General features: G+C 28.7%; 12 protein-coding genes. 2 read left to right on the forward strand and 10 right to left on the reverse strand.

Annotation, left to right across the window (positions count from 1 at the left end; genetic code table 11):
- Positions 1-5 precede the first annotated feature (5 nt).
- The 6 genes from GOM42_RS11445 to GOM42_RS11470 form a co-directional block, all read right to left on the reverse strand.
- On the reverse strand, positions 6-1,217 hold the full coding sequence (locus GOM42_RS11445) for a pitrilysin family protein (protein ID WP_011591041.1): 1,212 nt from the start codon (positions 1,215-1,217) through the stop codon (positions 6-8).
- A gap of 212 nt (positions 1,218-1,429) precedes the next feature.
- Positions 1,430-2,005: a DJ-1 family glyoxalase III gene (locus GOM42_RS11450; RefSeq protein WP_004457853.1), complete on the reverse strand. Its 576-nt coding sequence runs from the start codon at positions 2,003-2,005 to the stop codon at positions 1,430-1,432.
- An 11-nt stretch (positions 2,006-2,016) separates the two neighbouring features.
- Positions 2,017-4,956, reverse strand: coding sequence for a DNA topoisomerase IV subunit A (locus tag GOM42_RS11455; protein WP_110077238.1), 2,940 nt, complete (start codon positions 4,954-4,956; stop codon positions 2,017-2,019).
- Positions 4,957-4,969: 13 nt separating this feature from the next.
- Positions 4,970-6,916, reverse strand: coding sequence for a DNA topoisomerase IV subunit B (locus GOM42_RS11460; RefSeq protein ID WP_003451434.1), 1,947 nt, complete (start codon positions 6,914-6,916; stop codon positions 4,970-4,972).
- Positions 6,906-7,976 (reverse strand): tRNA 2-selenouridine(34) synthase MnmH, encoded by a 1,071-nt coding sequence (gene mnmH / locus GOM42_RS11465; protein WP_003454987.1) that lies wholly within the window; start codon positions 7,974-7,976, stop codon positions 6,906-6,908. Before mnmH ends, GOM42_RS11460 begins: the two co-directional genes overlap by 11 nt.
- Before the next feature lie 245 nt (positions 7,977-8,221).
- A complete protein-coding gene (locus GOM42_RS11470) occupies positions 8,222-9,622 on the reverse strand; it encodes a glycosyltransferase family 2 protein (protein WP_003451106.1) in 1,401 nt (466 codons plus the stop codon).
- Between the two features lie 850 nt (positions 9,623-10,472).
- Between GOM42_RS11470 and uvsE the strand changes: the two genes are divergently transcribed.
- Both uvsE and ytaF read left to right on the forward strand, forming a co-directional pair.
- Entirely contained in the window at positions 10,473-11,711 is a 1,239-nt protein-coding gene (uvsE, locus tag GOM42_RS11475; protein WP_110077239.1) for a UV DNA damage repair endonuclease UvsE, read from the forward strand.
- 69 nt (positions 11,712-11,780) lie between these two features.
- A complete protein-coding gene (ytaF, locus tag GOM42_RS11480; protein WP_110003021.1) occupies positions 11,781-12,404 on the forward strand; it encodes a sporulation membrane protein YtaF in 624 nt (207 codons plus the stop codon).
- 169 nt (positions 12,405-12,573) lie between these two features.
- Here ytaF and fabV read toward each other — a convergent pair whose 3' ends face one another.
- From fabV to GOM42_RS11500, 4 genes are all read right to left on the reverse strand, one after another.
- Positions 12,574-13,743 (reverse strand): enoyl-ACP reductase FabV, encoded by a 1,170-nt coding sequence (gene fabV / locus GOM42_RS11485; protein WP_078234091.1) that lies wholly within the window; start codon positions 13,741-13,743, stop codon positions 12,574-12,576.
- Positions 13,744-13,980: 237 nt separating this feature from the next.
- A complete protein-coding gene (locus GOM42_RS11490) occupies positions 13,981-15,471 on the reverse strand; it encodes an amino acid permease (protein ID WP_003451678.1) in 1,491 nt (496 codons plus the stop codon).
- A gap of 346 nt (positions 15,472-15,817) precedes the next feature.
- Entirely contained in the window at positions 15,818-18,058 is a 2,241-nt protein-coding gene (locus GOM42_RS11495; RefSeq protein ID WP_252597658.1) for a glycoside hydrolase family 31 protein, read from the reverse strand.
- 48 nt (positions 18,059-18,106) lie between these two features.
- Complete coding sequence (locus GOM42_RS11500) at positions 18,107-19,000, reverse strand: ROK family protein (protein ID WP_110077241.1); 894 nt, start codon at positions 18,998-19,000, stop codon at positions 18,107-18,109.
- Positions 19,001-19,100 lie beyond the last annotated feature (100 nt).

The following is a 19,100-nucleotide window of genomic DNA, read 5'->3' on the forward strand; positions in this document are numbered from 1 at the left end:
ACCTCTTAGTTAATTATTTGCACAATGGATTTCTTTAAAACTCTTTTAATTAAATTTTTCATATCTTTTAAACTTAAGTTTTCAACTAAGTTTAATTCTTCAAAAATATATTCTCCTCTATTAAACATAGTTTCATATATAGCCATTCTATTAGCAAGAACTATACTTTTTTCTAAATCTAATGAATTTTTAAGCTTAAATCTCTTTATTAGTTTATTTAATCCCTCTTCACTTAAATAATCTTCTATATCCATAGCCTTTGATATACACTTTTCAATAAGTCCTAAGGCTTCTTCTTCCTTTTCCTTAGAGGTTCCTAAATAAATTTTAAATAATCTTATTCCCTTTTCATACTTAACTTCACTATAAACTTCATAAGCTAGTCCATTCTTAGTTCTAATTTCATCGTATAATACGGAGCTTACCCCTTCACCAAACCAAAGATTAAATACCTTAAGTAAAGTTACCTCTTCCATACTTAAATCATTTATATCAAATAAACAGCATATTTTTGCCCCAGTATTTCCCTCTATCTTTTTAGAGAATATGCCACAATTAATATTTCTTTCTAAATTATATTTAGATATTTTTCCTCTCTTTGCTCTATTAAAATTTTTCTCTACAATCTCTTTTACTTCTTCTAAAGAAAGAGAGGAAACAACTGAGACAATCATATTTTCACTTAGATAATTTCTTTCATAAAAATCTTTTAACCCTTGAAAACTTATAGCTTCTATATGATTTTTTTCTCCTATTATTAAGTTTCCTATTCTTTCATCTGGTAAGCCATTCATTAAAGCAAGGTCCTCTACATGTTGCTCTAAATCTTCTTTCCACTCATCACTTTCTTGTTTTATAACATTTAATTCTTCTGAAAAACCAAATTCCTGAAGATCTGAATTTAAAACTATATCTGCATATAAAGAAAATCCTTCTTCAAAATCTTCCTTTGCAGTAGTTCCATAATAAATAACATAAGGGAAATTAGTCATAGCATTATTAAATCCAAATAAATCATCTAATTTTTCATTTATCTCATCTTCCTTAAGCTTCTCATTTCCTTTAAATAAAATATGCTCTAGGGCATGTGCCATTCCTATTTCATCTTTATGTTCTACATTAGCTCCGCTCTCTAAGCTTATGCAAAAAGATGTATGTTCTATATCTTTAAATTTATATAATAATCTAACACCATTATTTAAAACTATTTTTTGCATATATTTCCCTCCAAATATATTAAATCTTATTATATTTTAACATACCTAATAAGCTTGTAAAAAAAAAAAGAGCCGTATCAAAACTCAAAAGAAAATTTATAAATGGAATATTTACTATAAACTTCTTAGATTAACTAAGTAATTTTCCAAATATGTTTATAAATTTTATTTGTAAGTTATTTTGATACAACTCTCTTTAAATTATAAAAGTTCTACTTACCTTCTTTTTCTAAGAAAAAGTTAATAAGCATTCCCTCTCTTATTTCCTCTGCTTCTTTTTCATATCCTAACTTTTTTAATATTTCTAATCCAAATACTAAGGCAGTTGCAGGTCCTCTACTAGTTATTATGTTTCCATCCACAACTACTGTGTCCTCTTCTACATAATTAACATTTCCAAGTTCCTCTTTAAACCCTGGATAACTTGTAACCTTCTTTCCTTCAATAACTCCAGCCTTAGCTAAAGCTATTGGAGCTGCACATATTGCAGCCACAATTTTATTTTCTTTATTATATTTCTTTATTAATGATTGTACTTTCTCATTATCTCTAAGATTTGTTGATCCTGGCATTCCACCTGGAAGTACAATTGCATCATAAGTTTCTAAATCATTATCTGATATTAATTTATCACAAAGCACCATTGTTCCATGAGCACTATTAACAGTTCTATTTTCTGTAAGGCTACATGCATGACATGTTACCTTAGCCCTATTACAAACATCTACAACAGATAATGCTTCTATAGTCTCAAAACCTTCTGCTAAAAATACTAATACTTTTTTCATGACCATACCTCCTACTTAATAATTACGTCCCTTATATAGTCTTCCAATACTAAAATCATTAAACTACTTCCTCTTCCTGCTCTATTTTGTAGTTTAATATCTTCAATATTGACTTCAGCCTTTTCTTTTTGCTTAGACTCTAAAATAAGTTTTTCATAATTACTAGTTAATTCTTTTTTATAGTCATTATACGCCTCTAAAGTTTTATCATCAATATCTTCAGATGGTGGTATAACCTTACCAAATATAACCTTATTATCATCTTTTAAGCTTATTCCTGTTACCCCTGAAGCTACTCTTCCCATTGGATTAATAGCTGTAGCTAAAAATTTAATTCCCATACCATTCTTAGTTACTAAGATTACTGTAGCATTTTCAAAATTTATATCTACATTTACTAATTCATCCTTTGGAGTTTTAAACTTATAAGCTATTTGATTATTAAATTCTCCTAAGAACTCTCTTAAAGATGTCTTTTTAACTAATCCTTCTCTTGAGAAGAAGTAAACAAATAAATCTTCACCTATTTTTCCAAACTCATTTATAGGTGCTACTTTTATTATAAGTTCATCCTTTTCAAATCCATCTACTAAGTCTGAAATATTACTTTCTTCTGTATTTTGAAGTAAGTATGCTGGGAATTTAAATACCTTTCCTTTATTTGAGAAAGCAATTATATTTCTAAAGGAATTAACCTTTACCTTTTCATAAGAATTGCTATTCATATTGCTGAAAGTTTTTATATTTCCCTTTTTATTTATTCCTATGATGAATTCTTTATATTCATAGTTATCTACAAATCTTATACTCTTAATTTGATTACCACTCTTTAATGGTACCAATTGAACTCCTAGTATATTTCTATCTGTAAACTCTAATTCTGGTTCTGAAACAACAAAGTTTAATCCATTAGTTGTTTCAATTTCAACAAATCTTTCTTCATCCTGTGAATCTATTAAAGATACACTTGCTAATAAATCATCATTCTTAAGCTTTATAGCCATCAGCTTTGAGTAAGCAGTAACAAATTTATCTAAAGTAGTCTTCTTTATTAATCCATTAGCAGTTATAAACTTAAAGCATTTGTTTGGAAGGAAATTCTCAATTGATTCAAGAGCAATAATTTTTTCATCTTCTAAACTTAATCCTCTTATTAAATCCTCAAGTCTTTCTCCTTTATCTTTCCATTTCTTATCTGCTACAGAATTACATTTTATTTGATAAACAGTTCCCTTATCAGTGAATATAGCTAAGGTATCCTTAGTATTTGATTTAATAAGGAATTTTAAATAATCTCCTTCTCTATATTCAATTTCATTTTCATCAACATTTGAACGATTATAAGTCTTAAGAGGAAGCTTCTTTATAAATCCTTCATTTGATAGAGTAACCATAACATCTTCTGCTACTATTAACTCTTCTAAATCTATCTTAGCTTCGCTTTCATCTTCTATTAAGGCAGTTCTTCTTTCATCACCATAAACTTCAGCCACTTCTTTTAATTCATCTTTTATAACACCTAAAAGAACTGACTCATTTTCTAAAATTTTTCTAAGTGCCTTTATTTTCTTTGATAACTCTTTATGCTCTTTTTGGAATACTTTTATCTCTAATCCAGTTAATCTATAAAGCATTAATTCTAGAATTGCCTCTGCCTGTAAGTCAGTAAATCCAAATTTTGAAACTAAATTCTCATGAGCATCTTTCTTTGATTTTGAAGCTCTAATTGTAGCTATAACTTCATCCATTATTCCTATAGCCTTTATGAAACCTTCAACTATGTGGAATCTCTTTTCTGCTACTTCTAACTCTCTTTTTGTTCTTCTTGTAACAACATCCTTTTGATGGTTTACATAATGAGATATTATTGTTTTTAATCCCATAGTCTCTGGCTTTCCATCTGCTAAGGCAACCATATTAAAGCTTATGTTACCTTGAAGATCAGTTTTCTTATAAAGATACTTAAGAACCTTATCAGCCATATCGTGATCTACAGCCTTCTTAAATTCTATTACGGCTCTTATACCAGTTCTATCTGACTCATCCCTAATATCCACTATTCCATCTAAAGCTTTAGCATGTCTCTTGTCACCAGTCATATCTGATATTGTTTGAAGTATTCTAGCCTTATTTCTTCTATAAGGGAATTCAGTTATTACTATTCCAAGTCTTCCATTTTCTAAAGTTTCAATTTTAGCCTTAGCTCTTAAAGTTACTTTTCCTTCACCTGTTTCATAAGCAGATAATAGAGTTTTCTCACCAATTAAAACTCCTCCTGTTGGAAGATCTGGCCCTTTTATATAATTCATTAATTCTCTAGTAGTAATTTCATTATTATCTATATAAGCTAAAGTACCATCTATAACTTCTCTTAAATTATGTGGTGGTATATTAGTTGAAAGTCCAACTGCTATACCAAAAGTACCATTTACTAAAAGGTTTGGATATCTAGCTGGTAATACCTTAGGTTCCATTTCAGAATCTGAGTAGTTTGGAACCATATCTACTACATTTTTTTCTATATCTCTAAGCATCTCCATAGATATACTAGAAAGTCTAGCCTCTGTATATCTCATAGCCGCTGCTCCATCTCCATCTATACTTCCCCAGTTTCCGTGTCCATCAATAAGGGGAGCTCTTGTACTAAAATTTTGAGCTAGAATTACCATGGCATCATAAACTGAACTATCTCCATGTGGGTGATATTTACCTAGTATATCCCCTACTATTCTAGCTGATTTGTAATAAGGTTTATCTGGAAAAGCCTTTAACATATATGCACCATATAAAATTCTTCTGTGTACAGGCTTTAATCCATCTCTTACATCTGGAAGTGCTCTATCCTTAGCAACTTCTACTGCATAAGGTAAATAGTTATCAGGCATAACCTCTTCAAGAGGCATTCTAATAATATTATTATCCTTAGGTATTTCAATATTCTTCTTAGCCATTTAATCTCCTCCTTTAGAACTCAGCATACTTATACATATAGTTCTTTCTAGGCTGAACAACATCACCCATTAATAAAGAAACCATTTTTTCAGCCTTAGCGGCATCTTCTATAGTAACTTGTACTAAAGTTCTTGTTTCTGGATTTAAAGTTGTCTCCCATAATTGGTCTGGATTCATTTCTCCAAGTCCTTTAAATCTTTGAATAGTTGCTCCCTTTCCTACCTTCTTTTTAACTTCTTCTAATTCGTCATCACTATAAGCATAAAGAATCTTATCTTTACCCTTACCTGATTTAGCAACTTTATAAAGAGGTGGTTGTGCTAAATAAAGATGACCATTAGCTATAAGAGGTCTCATGTATCTATAGATATATGTCATCCAAAGAGTTCTTATATGATATCCATCTACGTCAGCATCACTCATTATTATTATTTTGTCATATTTTAAATCTTCTTCATTATAATTATCTAAAATTCCTGTACCTATGGCAGTGTTAAAGATTTTTAATTCCTCAGAAGCTATAACATTTTCTAACTTTTGTTTTTCTGTATTCATTATTTTACCTTTTGAAGGCATTATTGTTTGGAATCTTCTATCTCTAGCTTGCTTAGCTGATCCACCTGCTGAATCTCCCTCAACTACTATGAATTCATTAGCTTCTTTATTTTTTAATGTGCATACTGCAACCTTTCCTGCTAAAGGTGCTGTTCCTTTTCCTATTTTCTTTCTCTCTGCATCATTAATCTTTTTAATTTTTTCTCTTCTAGCAGCTGCATCTAAGGCATTATTTATAATCATAGTTGCAACTTCTTTATTATCCTCTATCCAATGACCAAACTTAGTGTAAGCTAAATCATTCATCATTGTGTAAGCTTCATTATTTCCAAGCTTAGTTTTTGTTTGACCTTCAAAGACTGGATTTGTGATTTTTATTCTGACAATAGCTGTCATACCTTCTCTTAAATCATCACCTTCAAATTCCTTATCTTTTTCTTTTATAAGGTTAAGCTTTTTAGCCCATTCTTTAAAAGCACGAGTCATTCCTGTTTTAAAACCAGTCTCATGAGTACCAGCTTCTGTAGTAGGAATATTATTTACGTAACTAACTATATTCTCTGTTGTTGAATCAGTAAATTGAAGACATATCTCTCCATACATTTGTATGTTATTTACTTCTTTTTCTCCTTCAAATAAAACAGGAGTTGGATGCAGAGGGGTTTTACTTTCATTTAAATAATCTATAAAGTCTAAAAGTCCTCTTTCAGAGTAATATTCTTTACTTACGCTTTCTTCTTTTCTATTATCAATAAGTTCTAATCTTATTCCTTTATTTTGGAAAGCTAATTCTTGTAATCTTTCATCTATTATGTCAAATTTAAAATCTGATGTTGAAAATACTTCTCTATCTGGTAAAAAAGTAACCTTTGTTCCAGTTTCCTTAGATTCTCCTACTACTTCTAATGGAGTTACTGGTGTTCCTGGCATATCTTTTTTAAGCTCTTTGTCATAAGCATATTCAAATCTTTGTCTATATATTTTTCCATTTTGTTTTACTTCAACTTCTAGCCATCTTGATAAGGCATTAACAACGGCTGCTCCAACACCATGAAGTCCTCCAGAAGTCTTATAGTTTTGGTTATTAAACTTACCACCAGTGTGAAGCTCTGTAAATACCATTTCAACACCAGTTTTTTTCTTTATTGGATGCATTCCCGTAGGAATTCCTCTTCCATTATCTATTACAGTTACACTTTTATCTTTATTTAAAATAACCTTAGCCTTATTTCCATATCCATTTGATATTTCGTCTATAGAGTTATCTAATATTTCCCATATACAATGATGAAGTCCCTTGCTTCCTGTAGAACCTATGTACATTCCTGGTCTTACTCTTACTGGTTCTAACTTTTCTAAAGAAGTTAAAGAGGTAACATCATAATTGTTATTTTTATTGCTCATATACATCCTCCCTTAATTCCTCTGAAATCTCTTTATATATTTCCTCTAATTTAAATAATTCATTTTCTATGTCATTTATCTCTAATTCATTTCTAAATGTTTTTTTCTTTGCACTTGTTCCATATCTAGGATCATAATATTTTTCCATAAGTTCTAAGGCTACTTTCTTATAGTCACCTTTGGCTACTAAGTCTTTATATTGTTCCACTCTTTCTTGACTTATATGCTTTTTAAGAACTCCTAAAGCTTCATCTAATTGTTCATTTACATTTTCAAAGGCAGTATATTCCTTAACTAATCTCTCTGCTCTAATCTCTGGATCTGCACTTATTTTAAGTTTTGCACCTTCATACATCTTTTCAAATAAAGGATCAGGTATTAGAATTCTTCCTATTCTTTTACTTTCTCCTTCAATAAATACAATGTTAGAATTTCTATGTCTAAGTTTATCATAAACTAATGCATCAAATCTCTTTTGAGTATTGCAATCACCTAATCCAACTCCTCCAAGAATTGAACCTCTATGATTTGCGCATCCTTCTAAGTCTAAAACATCATATCCCTTTTCTTCTAATTTATATAGCATTTCTGTTTTTCCTACACCAGTATTTCCGTATAATACTATAAAATCAATTTCCTTTGAGAATTCTTCTATTTTATTTATTATAAAACTTCTATATGCTTTATATCCGCCTTCTAATTTATAACAATTTATTCCTAAACTATTTAGTAATGAATGTAGACTTCCACTTCTCATTCCACCTCTTGCACAAAAAATAACAAGTTTTTTACCATGCTTATTTCTATAAAGCTCTTGAACTTGTTTAAATATTTCAGGCAATCTTCTAGAGATGAATTCTATTCCTTGCTCTTTTGCAGCCTCTGCACTTTCTCTAACATATAAAGTTCCGACTACATCTCTCTCTTCATTTAAAAGCACTGGGATATTTACAGACCCTATCATAGGCTCTTCAAAGGCTTCCTTTTGGCTTCTAACATCTATAAAGATATACTCGTCCTCATGTCCATATATCTCCTCATAACTTATTAATCCAAACATTTATATATCATCCTTTCAATTTACTAAAATAGTATAATTCTTTAAAAATACATTGTCAAACATTTGTTCCCATCGAACATATCTTTATAGTACTTCACGATTATTAATTATATCAAAAGATTTTAAAATACAAAAACTTACCTTATTTAAATAAATATCTTCTAATAATATTGTCAACTTTATACTCTCGTAATCATTTTTACAGCAAAAATATAAGACATCCATTAATGGATGTCTTATAATAATTAAACTTCGTATATTCCGATTTGTCTAACGTGTTTAGTATGTGACCATTCTTTTTTATCTTTATCGATTATACCTTGGATTGTTATTGGTATCCAAGTTAATATGTATAATGGATAAATTAAATATCTATAGAATATTTGGAAATTTCTCTTTCCTAGGAATAATAATGTTCCTATTAAGAATATTCCTATATAAGCCACATTGAATAATGTTAATAACATTATATTGTCTAATATACCTAATTGATTTATTAAGTATGGTTGTATAAATACGTTACATGCATATAGTCCTAAAACTACGAATAACTTTCCGCTCATCTTTTTATCAAATAATAAAGCAAATGGTGTTAATAAGAATTGGAATACACAGAATAATTGCCATACTGTGGCATTAAATAAATAACTTATAACGAATATTCCAAGACCATCTACTGCTCTTATTTGTACAAAAGTTAATAAACCAGCTAATCCAGTTGCTAAAGTAACAAATGGTTGCATTACATATAAAGTACAGTCAAAAGCAACTAAGCTTCTATCTTTTATAGATTTCTTTAAAAGTTTCATTCCATATCTAGTAGCAACATCTGCAAATCCTTGCATCCATCTCTTTCTTTGGTTCCATGAAGCTTTTAAAGTTAATGGTTTTTCATCATATATTATGGCATCATGTGCCCAACCTACTTTTTCTCCATTTAATATAAGCTTACAACTAAACTCTAAGTCTTCTGTTAAGCAAGTAGCTCCCCATCCTAACTTTTTAAGAGTTGCAGTATCTATAACGAATCCTGTTCCACCTATTTGAGCTGATAGCCCTATATTACTCTTAGCTAATTGAAGCATTCTATTAGCTGATGTAAATGCTATGGCATAAGATTCTGTTATCCATGAATCTTGTGGATTCTTAGAATCTATATATCCTTGAACAACCTTAAATCCTTCACACATTTTATTGTTCATTTCTTTTAAGAAATTCTTATCAACTAAGTTATCGGCATCAAAAACTGCTATTCCATCGTAATGAGTATCCATTTTGAATATTTTATCAAACATCCATTCTAATGCGAAACCCTTACCTCTCTTCTCTTTATTAAATCTTTCAAATACATTTGCCCCTGCTGCTCTTGCAATCTTAGCAGTATTATCAGTACAGTTATCTGCAATAACAAATATATCATATAATTCTTTTGGATAATCTAAATGTTTTAAACTTTCAACTAGATTTTCTATAACTACTTCTTCATTATGGGCTGCTACAAGCATTGCAAATTTCTTTTGAGGCTCAAAAGTCTTTGTATCTTTTTTCTTATAGAATCCAAATAACGCTATGAATAAATAGTATAGCATTAGAGCAAATACGCCTATTTGAAAAATAGCTGTTACCCAAAATATATACTTTTCCATAAATTCCACTCCTATAATTTAAATTAACCTCTGACATTATAACAGTTGTTTATATATTTTGTAAAATATATTTTTTTGTTATTTTTTAATAAATTATCAAAAAAACATGATAAATGGAATAAAATCATCAATTTAGAATAAATATCATCGTAAAATTTTCATAGCAATTGATTCATAAAACAAAATATATTTTATGAATCAATTGCACCAAAACTTAAAATATTACTATTCATCTATTTTATATGTTTTAAACCTCTAAAAATTTAGCTCCATATTTTTTGAAATAATCTTTTTATTGTAAACAACCATTATTTAATAAAGGTTCCTCTTGAATTTTCCTAAGAAATTTTTAAATTTCTTTCTTATTAGCATTTAATTAATAGTGTTTTACTAACCATATAATCGTCATGTTCTTCAGTGTATTAATCTAAGTCTAAAACTTCACCCCATCTTTTAAACCTTTTACAAAGATTTTCATATACCCTATAGTTACATTAACATCACTGTCCTTTAGATTTAATTTAAATTTATATATTTAATTACAATAAACCAAATTTACAAACTTCTTATATATCCTTAAATCTAAATATATCTTTTTTCATAATATAATTTTGCCATATAACCCCCTTATGAATTATTACAAATTTATTAATTTATAAATAAAAGCAATGATTACTGTAGTTTTATATTTTGTTAATTTAGAATAATTTTACTATCTATATTATAATAATTCTTTATATTTAATTATTAAAGTAATACTTAAAAGTTAATACGTTTCTAAAACTTTTTGTTTTATTTTTTATTTAAATGCAAAATATATAATTAATATTTTGAAAAGGATTGATTATATATGAAAATAGGATATGCTTGTACTCCAATAACTACAAATGCTAGAACAAATCGTAGAATATTACTAAAGGATTTTTCTAAGGATAAATTCCTTTCTATTACAAAGCAAAATTTAGATGATTTACAAAAAATATTAGAATGGAATATTAAAAATAATATTTACTTATTTAGAATAGGCTCAGACATTATCCCCTTAGGTTCCCATGAAATAAATAATATAAGCTGGCAAAAAGAATTTAAATATGAATTAGAAACCATAGGAACTTTTATTAAAAATAATAAAATTAGAGTTTCTATGCATCCTGGTCAATATACAGTAATAAACACCCCTAAAGAGGATGTATTATACAAATCTATAAAGGATATTGAGTATCACTGTGAGTTTTTAGACTCCTTAAATGTAGATTATAAAAATAAAATAATACTTCATATAGGAGGGGTATATGGAGATAAAAAATTAGCAAAGGAAAACTTTTTAAAGGGATTTAAGAAACTTTCAGATTCTTCTAAAAAGCGATTAGTCATAGAAAATGATGAGAGAAATTTTTCTCTAGATGATGTATTAGATATTTCTAGTAAATTAAACATTCCTGTTATATTTGATAATTTACATAATATATGCTATGGGGATAATTCCTATAGTTTAAAAAAAATTTACTCACTTATTATTAAAACATGGAATAAAGAGTTAGATGGAAATATGAAAGTACATTATAGTGAGCAGGATATTTTTAAAAAGAAAGGGTCCCACTCTCCTTCAATTTCTATAAATAGTTTTTTAGAATATTATGAGGAGGTTAAAGAGTTTTCTCCTGACATAATGTTAGAGGTTAAGGATAAGGATGTTTCTGCAATTAAGTGTATAAACTCCTTAAAAGAAATAAATAAAACATTAAACTCTAAAGCTTATAGGGAAGAGATAGAAAATTATAAATTACTTTTGCTTCAATACGATAAAGACTTTCAGAAAAATCTTAACTCCTTTTCTAAAGGTTTAATAGAATTTTATAATTATTTAGATAACTTATTACTATCTCCTAAAGATATAATAGGATTTAAATACTCTTTAGAACTAGCTTTTAATATTTTAAAAGATCACATAAGTAATAGGGAAAGCCTATATTTTAAAAAGCTCATTAATGAAAAAGAATATGAAAAAGCTAAAGTTTATTTAACAAAGTTAGTAAAAAAAATAGAGTTTCCCCCTAAGGAATTATCTTATTATATTTCTCAGCCTTAAACTTACTACCCCTCCAAAATTGTCACAATTTATATATTAATAAAATATATTGGAATTAACAGTAAAATTTTGGAGGCAGAAAAAGTGAGCTTTTTAAGTATACTTCTTTTTGTAATTGCTGCAAGTTTAGATATACTTGTTGTTTCTTTAGCATATGGTTTAAAAGACATAAAAATAAATTTTTCAAGTACCCTTGTCATAGCATCCATATCTGCTTTAGGAACTTTTATTTCAATGATACTTGGAAAATTTTTAGTGGATTTAATTCCTGTTAAATTAGGAGATATTATAGGTGGTTTAGTTCTTCTTTTATTAGGTTTTTATTCTATATATTCTTATTTCAAAGAGAAAAAAATCCTAACCTCACATAATAGTGAGAATAATTCCTCTCCCACCTTTATATTAGAAAATCCAGAAGTTGCAGATAAAGATAAGTCTGGTAATATTGATTTTAAAGAATCCCTAGCTTTATCCTTGGCCTTAGCTTTAAACAACTTTGGTTTAGGAATAGGTGCCAGCATCTCTGGACTTAATATTGCCTTTACAACAATATCAACCTTTATTATTTCATTGATATTTATCTCCTTAGGCTTCTATTTATCAAAAACAATAAAAAGTAAAAATATTTCAAAAAACAGTAACTTAATTGCAGGAATAATAATCATTATATTATCACTATTTATTATTTTTTAGATACAATTAAGTTTTATTCAAAATATAAAAATACATTGCCATACAAAAAGCAACTATAAATTCTTAAATAAATTAACTTTAAATAAAATATAAAAGGCCTTACTCTAGTAAATTAACTAAAGTATGACCTTTTCATATTTTTTAAAATTATTTAAATAATATTTTTGTATTAAACTGTTGTTATATCAACATCCTCTGAGTAATCTACTCCCTCTAAACCAAATCCAAATAACTTGAAAAATTCCTTTTTAAAATCTTCTGCATCACTTAATTCAAAAACATTCTCACTAGTTATTTGTGGCCATATTTCTTCAATAGCCTTTTGTACATCCTCAGCCATCTCTAAATCATCTATTCTAATTCTATTTTCTGAGTCTAAATTTAAGTTTCCTTCGTAAAGCTCTTTAAACATTCTGTATATTTGCTCAATGCAACCCTCATGAGTACCTTTTTCTTTCATAACTTTATAAAGAATTGAAATATATAAAGATACTATTGGAATAGCTGAACTAGCTTGTGTTACTAAAGCTTTATTTACAGATATATATCCTTCTCCATCTAATGATTTTAAAACCTTAGTTATCTCTCCTGCAGTTTTTTCTAAATCATTTTTAGCTCTTCCTATAGTTCCTTCTCTGTATATTGGATAGGTAACTTCTGGTCCAATATATGAATAAGCTATTGTTTTAATGCCCTTTTCTAAAACATCAGCTTCTTTTAATGCTTCAATCCATAGCATCCAGTCTTCTCCACCCATTACTTTTCTAGTACCTTCTATTTCCTCCTCTGTAGCTGGATTAATAGTAATATCCTGTATTTCTCCTGTGTGGAAATCTAAAGTTTTACTAGTAAATGGAGCTCCTACAGTTTTTAAACAAGAACTATAAACTTCTCCTGAAACAGGATCCTTTCTCTTTGGAGCTGCTAAGGAATATATAACTAAATCTACTTTTCCCATATTTTCTTTTATTAAATCTATAACTTCATTTTTAACTTCATTAGAAAAAGCATCTCCATTTACTGATATGAATTTCTTTCCTTCACCTTCTGAAAATTTCTTTAATGATTCTATGTTATACCAACCTGCTGAAGCTGTTCTTTTCCCTTTTGCCTCTCTCTCAAATGAAACACCTAAAACTTCCGCATCACATGCTTCTGAAGCCACAATAGCACTTGCTAATCCATATCCAGTGGAAGCCCCTAATACAAGTACTCTTTTAGCTCCCTCTATCTTTCCATTTTCTTTTACGTACTCTATTTGATTCTCAACATTTTTTTTGCAACCTGTAGGATGTGATGTAGTACATATAAATCCTCTAAACTTTGGTTCTACTATCATTAAGATTTCTCTCCCTTCTTCTTTTCCATTTATTATTTTTAAAGGCTCATATTTTCTTTAGCCCTTTATCTATTCTTTTTAATCTCTGACAATATTTTGTTTGATTATCAAAATATATTGTAATTATCATATTATCATATTTCATATATTTTGTCATTATAATTAATCTAATAAAATCACCAAATATAATTATATAATTGTATAAAAAAAAGACACTCTATAGAGTGCCTTTTTTTACTAATTAAGTTCTAACTTTGTTGCTGTAGCTTCTCTTACTGCATCCTCGTATGCTTGTCCGTTAGTTCTCTTAGCTATCTTAGGTAAGATTAAACCTAATCCTATTAATACTAAAGGTGTACCAATATTCATTCCTACTCTGAAAATCCATTCTCCTGAGAATGCTTTAACATCTGTTGGGAACATACCTAAGATACAAGCAAATGCTGTAAATACAAAACACCAAGTACCTATTAACATTGCAAATTTATCATTTTTAACAAATTTGTACTCTGATTTGAACTTTCCTTTTATAGCTTTTCTTAACATTATGTAAGCTAAGAATACCCATAAATATCTCATTGGCATAACAACAGCATTTAATTTTAATAACCAAGTAAATAAAGCATTGAAGTTTCCAATTCCTAAAGCTGGAACTATTATTAATATTCCAACTAAAATAGAAGTCATTATATATCCGTTTATTGGAGCCCCATTCTTATTAGTCTTAGTTAATGCTATTGGAACATATCTTGCATCAGTATCTGATAATAAAACTTTTAATGGAGCATCTATTGAGAATACTAATGCTGAAACTTGAGCTGCAAAGTTTGCTAATGCATATAATATTAATAAAGAATTTCCTATTCCATAATAGTTACCTAACTTTTGGAATGCATAGTAAGCACCATTTAACATTAAGTCATCAGGAACATTATTTGCATCAAACATCATTCCCATTGCTACTGATCCAAGAAGTGCTGTAACTGCAACCATTATAGCTAAGGCTATCATACCTTTTGAGAAACCTTTTTTAGAATCTTTCATGTTATTAACATATGGAGATATCTTTTCAGCTCCTCCAACTGAGAATACTAACATAGCTATAGTGGTAAAATAGGCAAAATCAAATTTCGGTATATAGGTTTTTATAGAAGTCATATTTGGACTTGCTATAGAAGTTCCTGTAATAGCAGGTGCTGTTAACATAAGTATTATATAAAGAATAGACATAACAAACATTGCTGTTCCTGCTATTGTACCTATTTTCCCTAATGAATTTACTCCTCTTGAAGCAATCCATACAAAGAATAAAAATACTACTAAACATACTAATTGAATAATTTTAGAATCTATACCTTTTATAGTGCTTCCATCTTGGAATACTGCCCATCCTAATGAAACAAGTACTGCTTGTGGTTTTTGCGCTAAATAAGGCACATGTACCACCCAATAAGTCCAACCTGCTAAGTAAGCTAATGTAGGTCCCATTGTTTTACCTATCCATGAACTTACTCCACCTTTACTATCTCTAAAAGTTGAGCCTAATTCTCCAACCATAAGTGCATATGGTACGAAATATAAAGCTATTATTAATATCCATGAAGTTACTACGGTTAACCCTTGAGTTGCGAAGTTATTTACTACGTTACCAAAGCCCCAAACTGATACAAAGGCCATTAAACCAAGGTTATACCACATAAGTTTTTTTCCGTCATTACTATTACCCATGTACTTTTCCCTCCTAATCATTAAATTTTAGTAGCTTTCATATAAATTTTCTTAAAAATACTTGTCTATTTTTAAAAGAATTCATAGAAAACTTGTCATAAATTATTTTAACGTTAAATATTACCCATTAATTTTAACATCCTATTAAAATTAAAGCAATATAGTGAAATTTCTTTATTAAGATAGATCTGCTAAATTTAACTCTCCACAACTTCCATTTTCTTGCAATAACTTACTTTTATTTCAAATGTTAACATTAAAATAATTTTATCAAAAAAATAAAAATTAATACTCATGCCTATTATCTAAATAAACATGAGTATATATAAAAATAATTTATTATAGATTATTTTATTATTTGAATTTCTATATCTTCTATACTATATCCATTATTAATAAGCTTAAGTTCTTCTTTTCCATCTACAACTTTTATGTCCATATAAGTATATTTTCCCTCTAAATATTCCATAGTATGTCCATCATCATTATAGTGGAATCCCTTAGCATTCTCTCCAAAAACCTTAAGAAGTATATTCTTTGGTCTTTCTTTAACATTTCTAAATTTCTTATTATATGTTGGTATTATTGATCCTTCTTTAACAAAAACTAAAATTTCATCTAATTCACAAGGAAGCTTATACCACTTTCCTCCCTGTAACTTCTCCATTGTAAAATAATTAAACCAACTTCCCTTTGGTAAATATATAGTTTTGCTTCTTTCCCCTTCATATAATACTGGTGCAACAAGCATATTTTCACCTAACATAAATTGTTCTCTTATATTTAAAAGATTCATATCTTTCTCATATTCCATTATCATAGGTCTAAATATAGGAAGTCCTTCTTTATGTGATATATAATATAAATCATAAATATATGGAAGTAACTCATATCTTAATTCAATAGATTTCTTTGCTATTTTTTCAGCTCTTGGTCCAAAAGCCCATGGTTCTTGTCTTCTAGTATACATATTTGAGTGATTTCTGAATATAGGAATAAATGGCCCCATTTCCATCCATCTTATAAATAATTCTTCACTTGAATCTAATCCAAAACCTGAAACATCATTTCCAACAAAAGAAAATCCACTGATTCCCAAATTAGCATTCATTGATATTGACATTCTCATTTGGCTCCAAAGGCTCATATTATCTCCAGTCCAAACTGATGAATATCTTTGCCCGCCAGCATAAGTAGCTCTAGTCATTGAAAATTCTCTTTCATTAGGATGTAGTTCTTCTTGCGCTTCCTTAGAACATCTGCTCATTTCAAAGCCATATCTATTATGAAACTCCTTATGTTCTATAACTCCATTATCACTATTATGAAGACAGCTTTCTAACATTGTTTTATGATCATTATTGAACACGCAAGGTTCATTCATATCATTCCAAATTCCATCCATGCCATGTTCACTTATGAATTTTTTAAGTTCACTTTTCCACCATTCTCTACAATCATTATTTGAAAAGTCAGGGAAAGCACTATCACCTGGCCAAACTGCCCCAATAAATATTTCTCCATCTAGCTTCTTAGTAAAATGATTCCCTTCTTTCCCTCTTTTAAATACAGGGTACTCTTCATCCACCTTAACACCAGGGTCAATAATAGTAATAGTTCTTATTCCTTTTTCTTTTAAATCACTAATAAGACCAGCTGCATCATCAAAATTAGGAGTTTTAAAAGTCATAACTCTAAATCCATCCATGTAATCTATATCTAAATAAACTACATCTAATGGAATATCTTTTTCTTCAAAGGTTTTTACTAACTCTCTTACTTCCTCTTGGCTAAAATAACTAAATCTACATTGTTGATATCCTAAGCTCCAAAGAGGTGGCATCTCCATTCTCCCTGTTAAAGCAGTATAATTCTTAACTACCTCTTTAATATTTTCTCCTGGAATAAAGTAATATTGAATTTGTCCTCCTATTGCTCCAAAGAAAATCCTATCTCCCATTTCCTTTCCCATATCAAAATAACTTCTAAAGCTATTATCAAAGAATATTCCATAGGTAGCTTCTTCTTTTAAGGCAACATAAAAATGAATTGTCTTGTAATAAGTTACGGAATCATCATCAGTCTCTGGATCATCAGTATTAAAATTTTCTGTATAACATCCCTTTTTATTTAAATCTCCACCCTTTTCTCCAAGTCCATAATATGCTAAACAATCATTTACCTTTGATATGTACACATTTCCTTTCTCATCTTTAAAACTCGGCTGAAAATCTTCATTTATTATATTTCCTTCTAAGTCTCTAAAACTTATCTCTGTAGTATTTTTATCTACAAAGGTTAAAACCTTTTTTCCCTTTATAACTAAAAAGTTTGAATCCTCTTCTACTATAAATTCACCTTTTCCTAAATCACCTACTACACCATTAGTTGAAATGCTTTCCTCGCATTTGTCTCCAATAAAAACTTTAACTATATCATTTTCAAATATAGTAAGAGTTATTTTAATATTTGAAAAATAAATATTTATATTATTATCATTAATCTCATAATTTTTAAAAACTCTTAATCCACCATTATAAGCTTTAAATTTCATATTTAAGTTCTCTCTGTAATTTAATTGCGTCATAATATTCTCTCCTTTTTATCTATATGATTTTTCTTTAAATAATAAGATTTATTTTCTAATAAAAAGAAAGTTATATAATGCTCCTATTAAATTTGAATCATTTTGAAATTTGCATTTTTCAACACTTATATCTAAAGTTGCTATATCACTTTTTAGTAAAGCAAGTTTTTCATTTATTTTCTTATCAAATCCATCCCTAGCACTTATAGCTCCACCAATAACAATTTTTTCAGGGTCAACTATATATTGAATATTGTATATTCCTCTTGCAAGGTCCATATACCATGATTCTATTTCCTTATTAACTTCCTCGTCTCCATCTTCAGCCATTTCAAAAACTTTCTTGCCATCAAGTTCTGATTTTTCTATTCCTTTTAATTTAGATACCCTTGTAACTAAAGCATTTGTAGAGGAAACTTCACTCCAAATTCTATCTGTTAATCCTTCACTATCTCTAGTAAACATATAACCAAATTCTCCCCCATGAAGATGCTTTCCTCTTAAAATTCTTCCATTTATAACTATGCATCCACCTATTCCTGTGCCAATTACAATACATGCATAATTTTCTACTCCTTTAGCTGATCCAAGCCATCCTTCTGCTAATCCAGCGCAATTTGCATCATTTTCTATAGAAACTTTTAAACCACATCTTTTTTCTAAAAGCTCTTTTATATTTGGACCATGTATGCACGGAATTGCACTTCCTCCCCCTATAAATCCTGTTTTAACATCTACGGCACCTGGCGAACTACATGCTAATCCAAAAACCTCATTTTTTTCTTTATATGAATCAACAACTTTTCCTATGGATTCAATAAAAAGATTTATATTATCCCCTTCAGTTTTCATGCTTCCCTTTTCTAAAATATCTCCACTTTCAGTCATCAAAGCATGTTTTATACTTGTGCCTCCTATATCAATAACAACATATTTTTTCATATAAAATCATCCCCCGCTATGCATATACTTATAATCTACTCCTTAGATTATGTAAGAATACTTTCCTAATTTTTTATTTATATTTTTATAAAAGTAAACT

Source organism: Clostridium sp. 16K-1-R1 (assembly GCF_023921145.1).
GTDB classification, from domain to species: domain Bacteria; phylum Bacillota; class Clostridia; order Clostridiales; family Clostridiaceae; genus Sarcina; species Sarcina perfringens.

What these genes read in the sequence shown, in the direction of transcription:
- GOM42_RS11445 (WP_011591041.1), bottom strand. Translation starts at nt 1,217, where the DNA reads ATGCAAAAAATAGTTTTAAATAATGGTGTTAGATTATTATATAAATTT.
- GOM42_RS11450 (WP_004457853.1), bottom strand. Translation starts at nt 2,005, where the DNA reads ATGAAAAAAGTATTAGTATTTTTAGCAGAAGGTTTTGAGACTATAGAA.
- GOM42_RS11455 (WP_110077238.1), bottom strand. Translation starts at nt 4,956, where the DNA reads ATGGCTAAGAAGAATATTGAAATACCTAAGGATAATAATATTATTAGA.
- GOM42_RS11460 (WP_003451434.1), bottom strand. Translation starts at nt 6,916, where the DNA reads ATGAGCAATAAAAATAACAATTATGATGTTACCTCTTTAACTTCTTTA.
- mnmH (WP_003454987.1), bottom strand. Translation starts at nt 7,976, where the DNA reads ATGTTTGGATTAATAAGTTATGAGGAGATATATGGACATGAGGACGAG.
- GOM42_RS11470 (WP_003451106.1), bottom strand. Translation starts at nt 9,622, where the DNA reads ATGGAAAAGTATATATTTTGGGTAACAGCTATTTTTCAAATAGGCGTA.
- uvsE (WP_110077239.1), top strand. Translation starts at nt 10,473, where the DNA reads ATGAAAATAGGATATGCTTGTACTCCAATAACTACAAATGCTAGAACA.
- fabV (WP_078234091.1), bottom strand. Translation starts at nt 13,743, where the DNA reads ATGATAGTAGAACCAAAGTTTAGAGGATTTATATGTACTACATCACAT.
- GOM42_RS11490 (WP_003451678.1), bottom strand. Translation starts at nt 15,471, where the DNA reads ATGGGTAATAGTAATGACGGAAAAAAACTTATGTGGTATAACCTTGGT.
- GOM42_RS11495 (WP_252597658.1), bottom strand. Translation starts at nt 18,058, where the DNA reads ATGACGCAATTAAATTACAGAGAGAACTTAAATATGAAATTTAAAGCT.
- GOM42_RS11500 (WP_110077241.1), bottom strand. Translation starts at nt 19,000, where the DNA reads ATGAAAAAATATGTTGTTATTGATATAGGAGGCACAAGTATAAAACAT.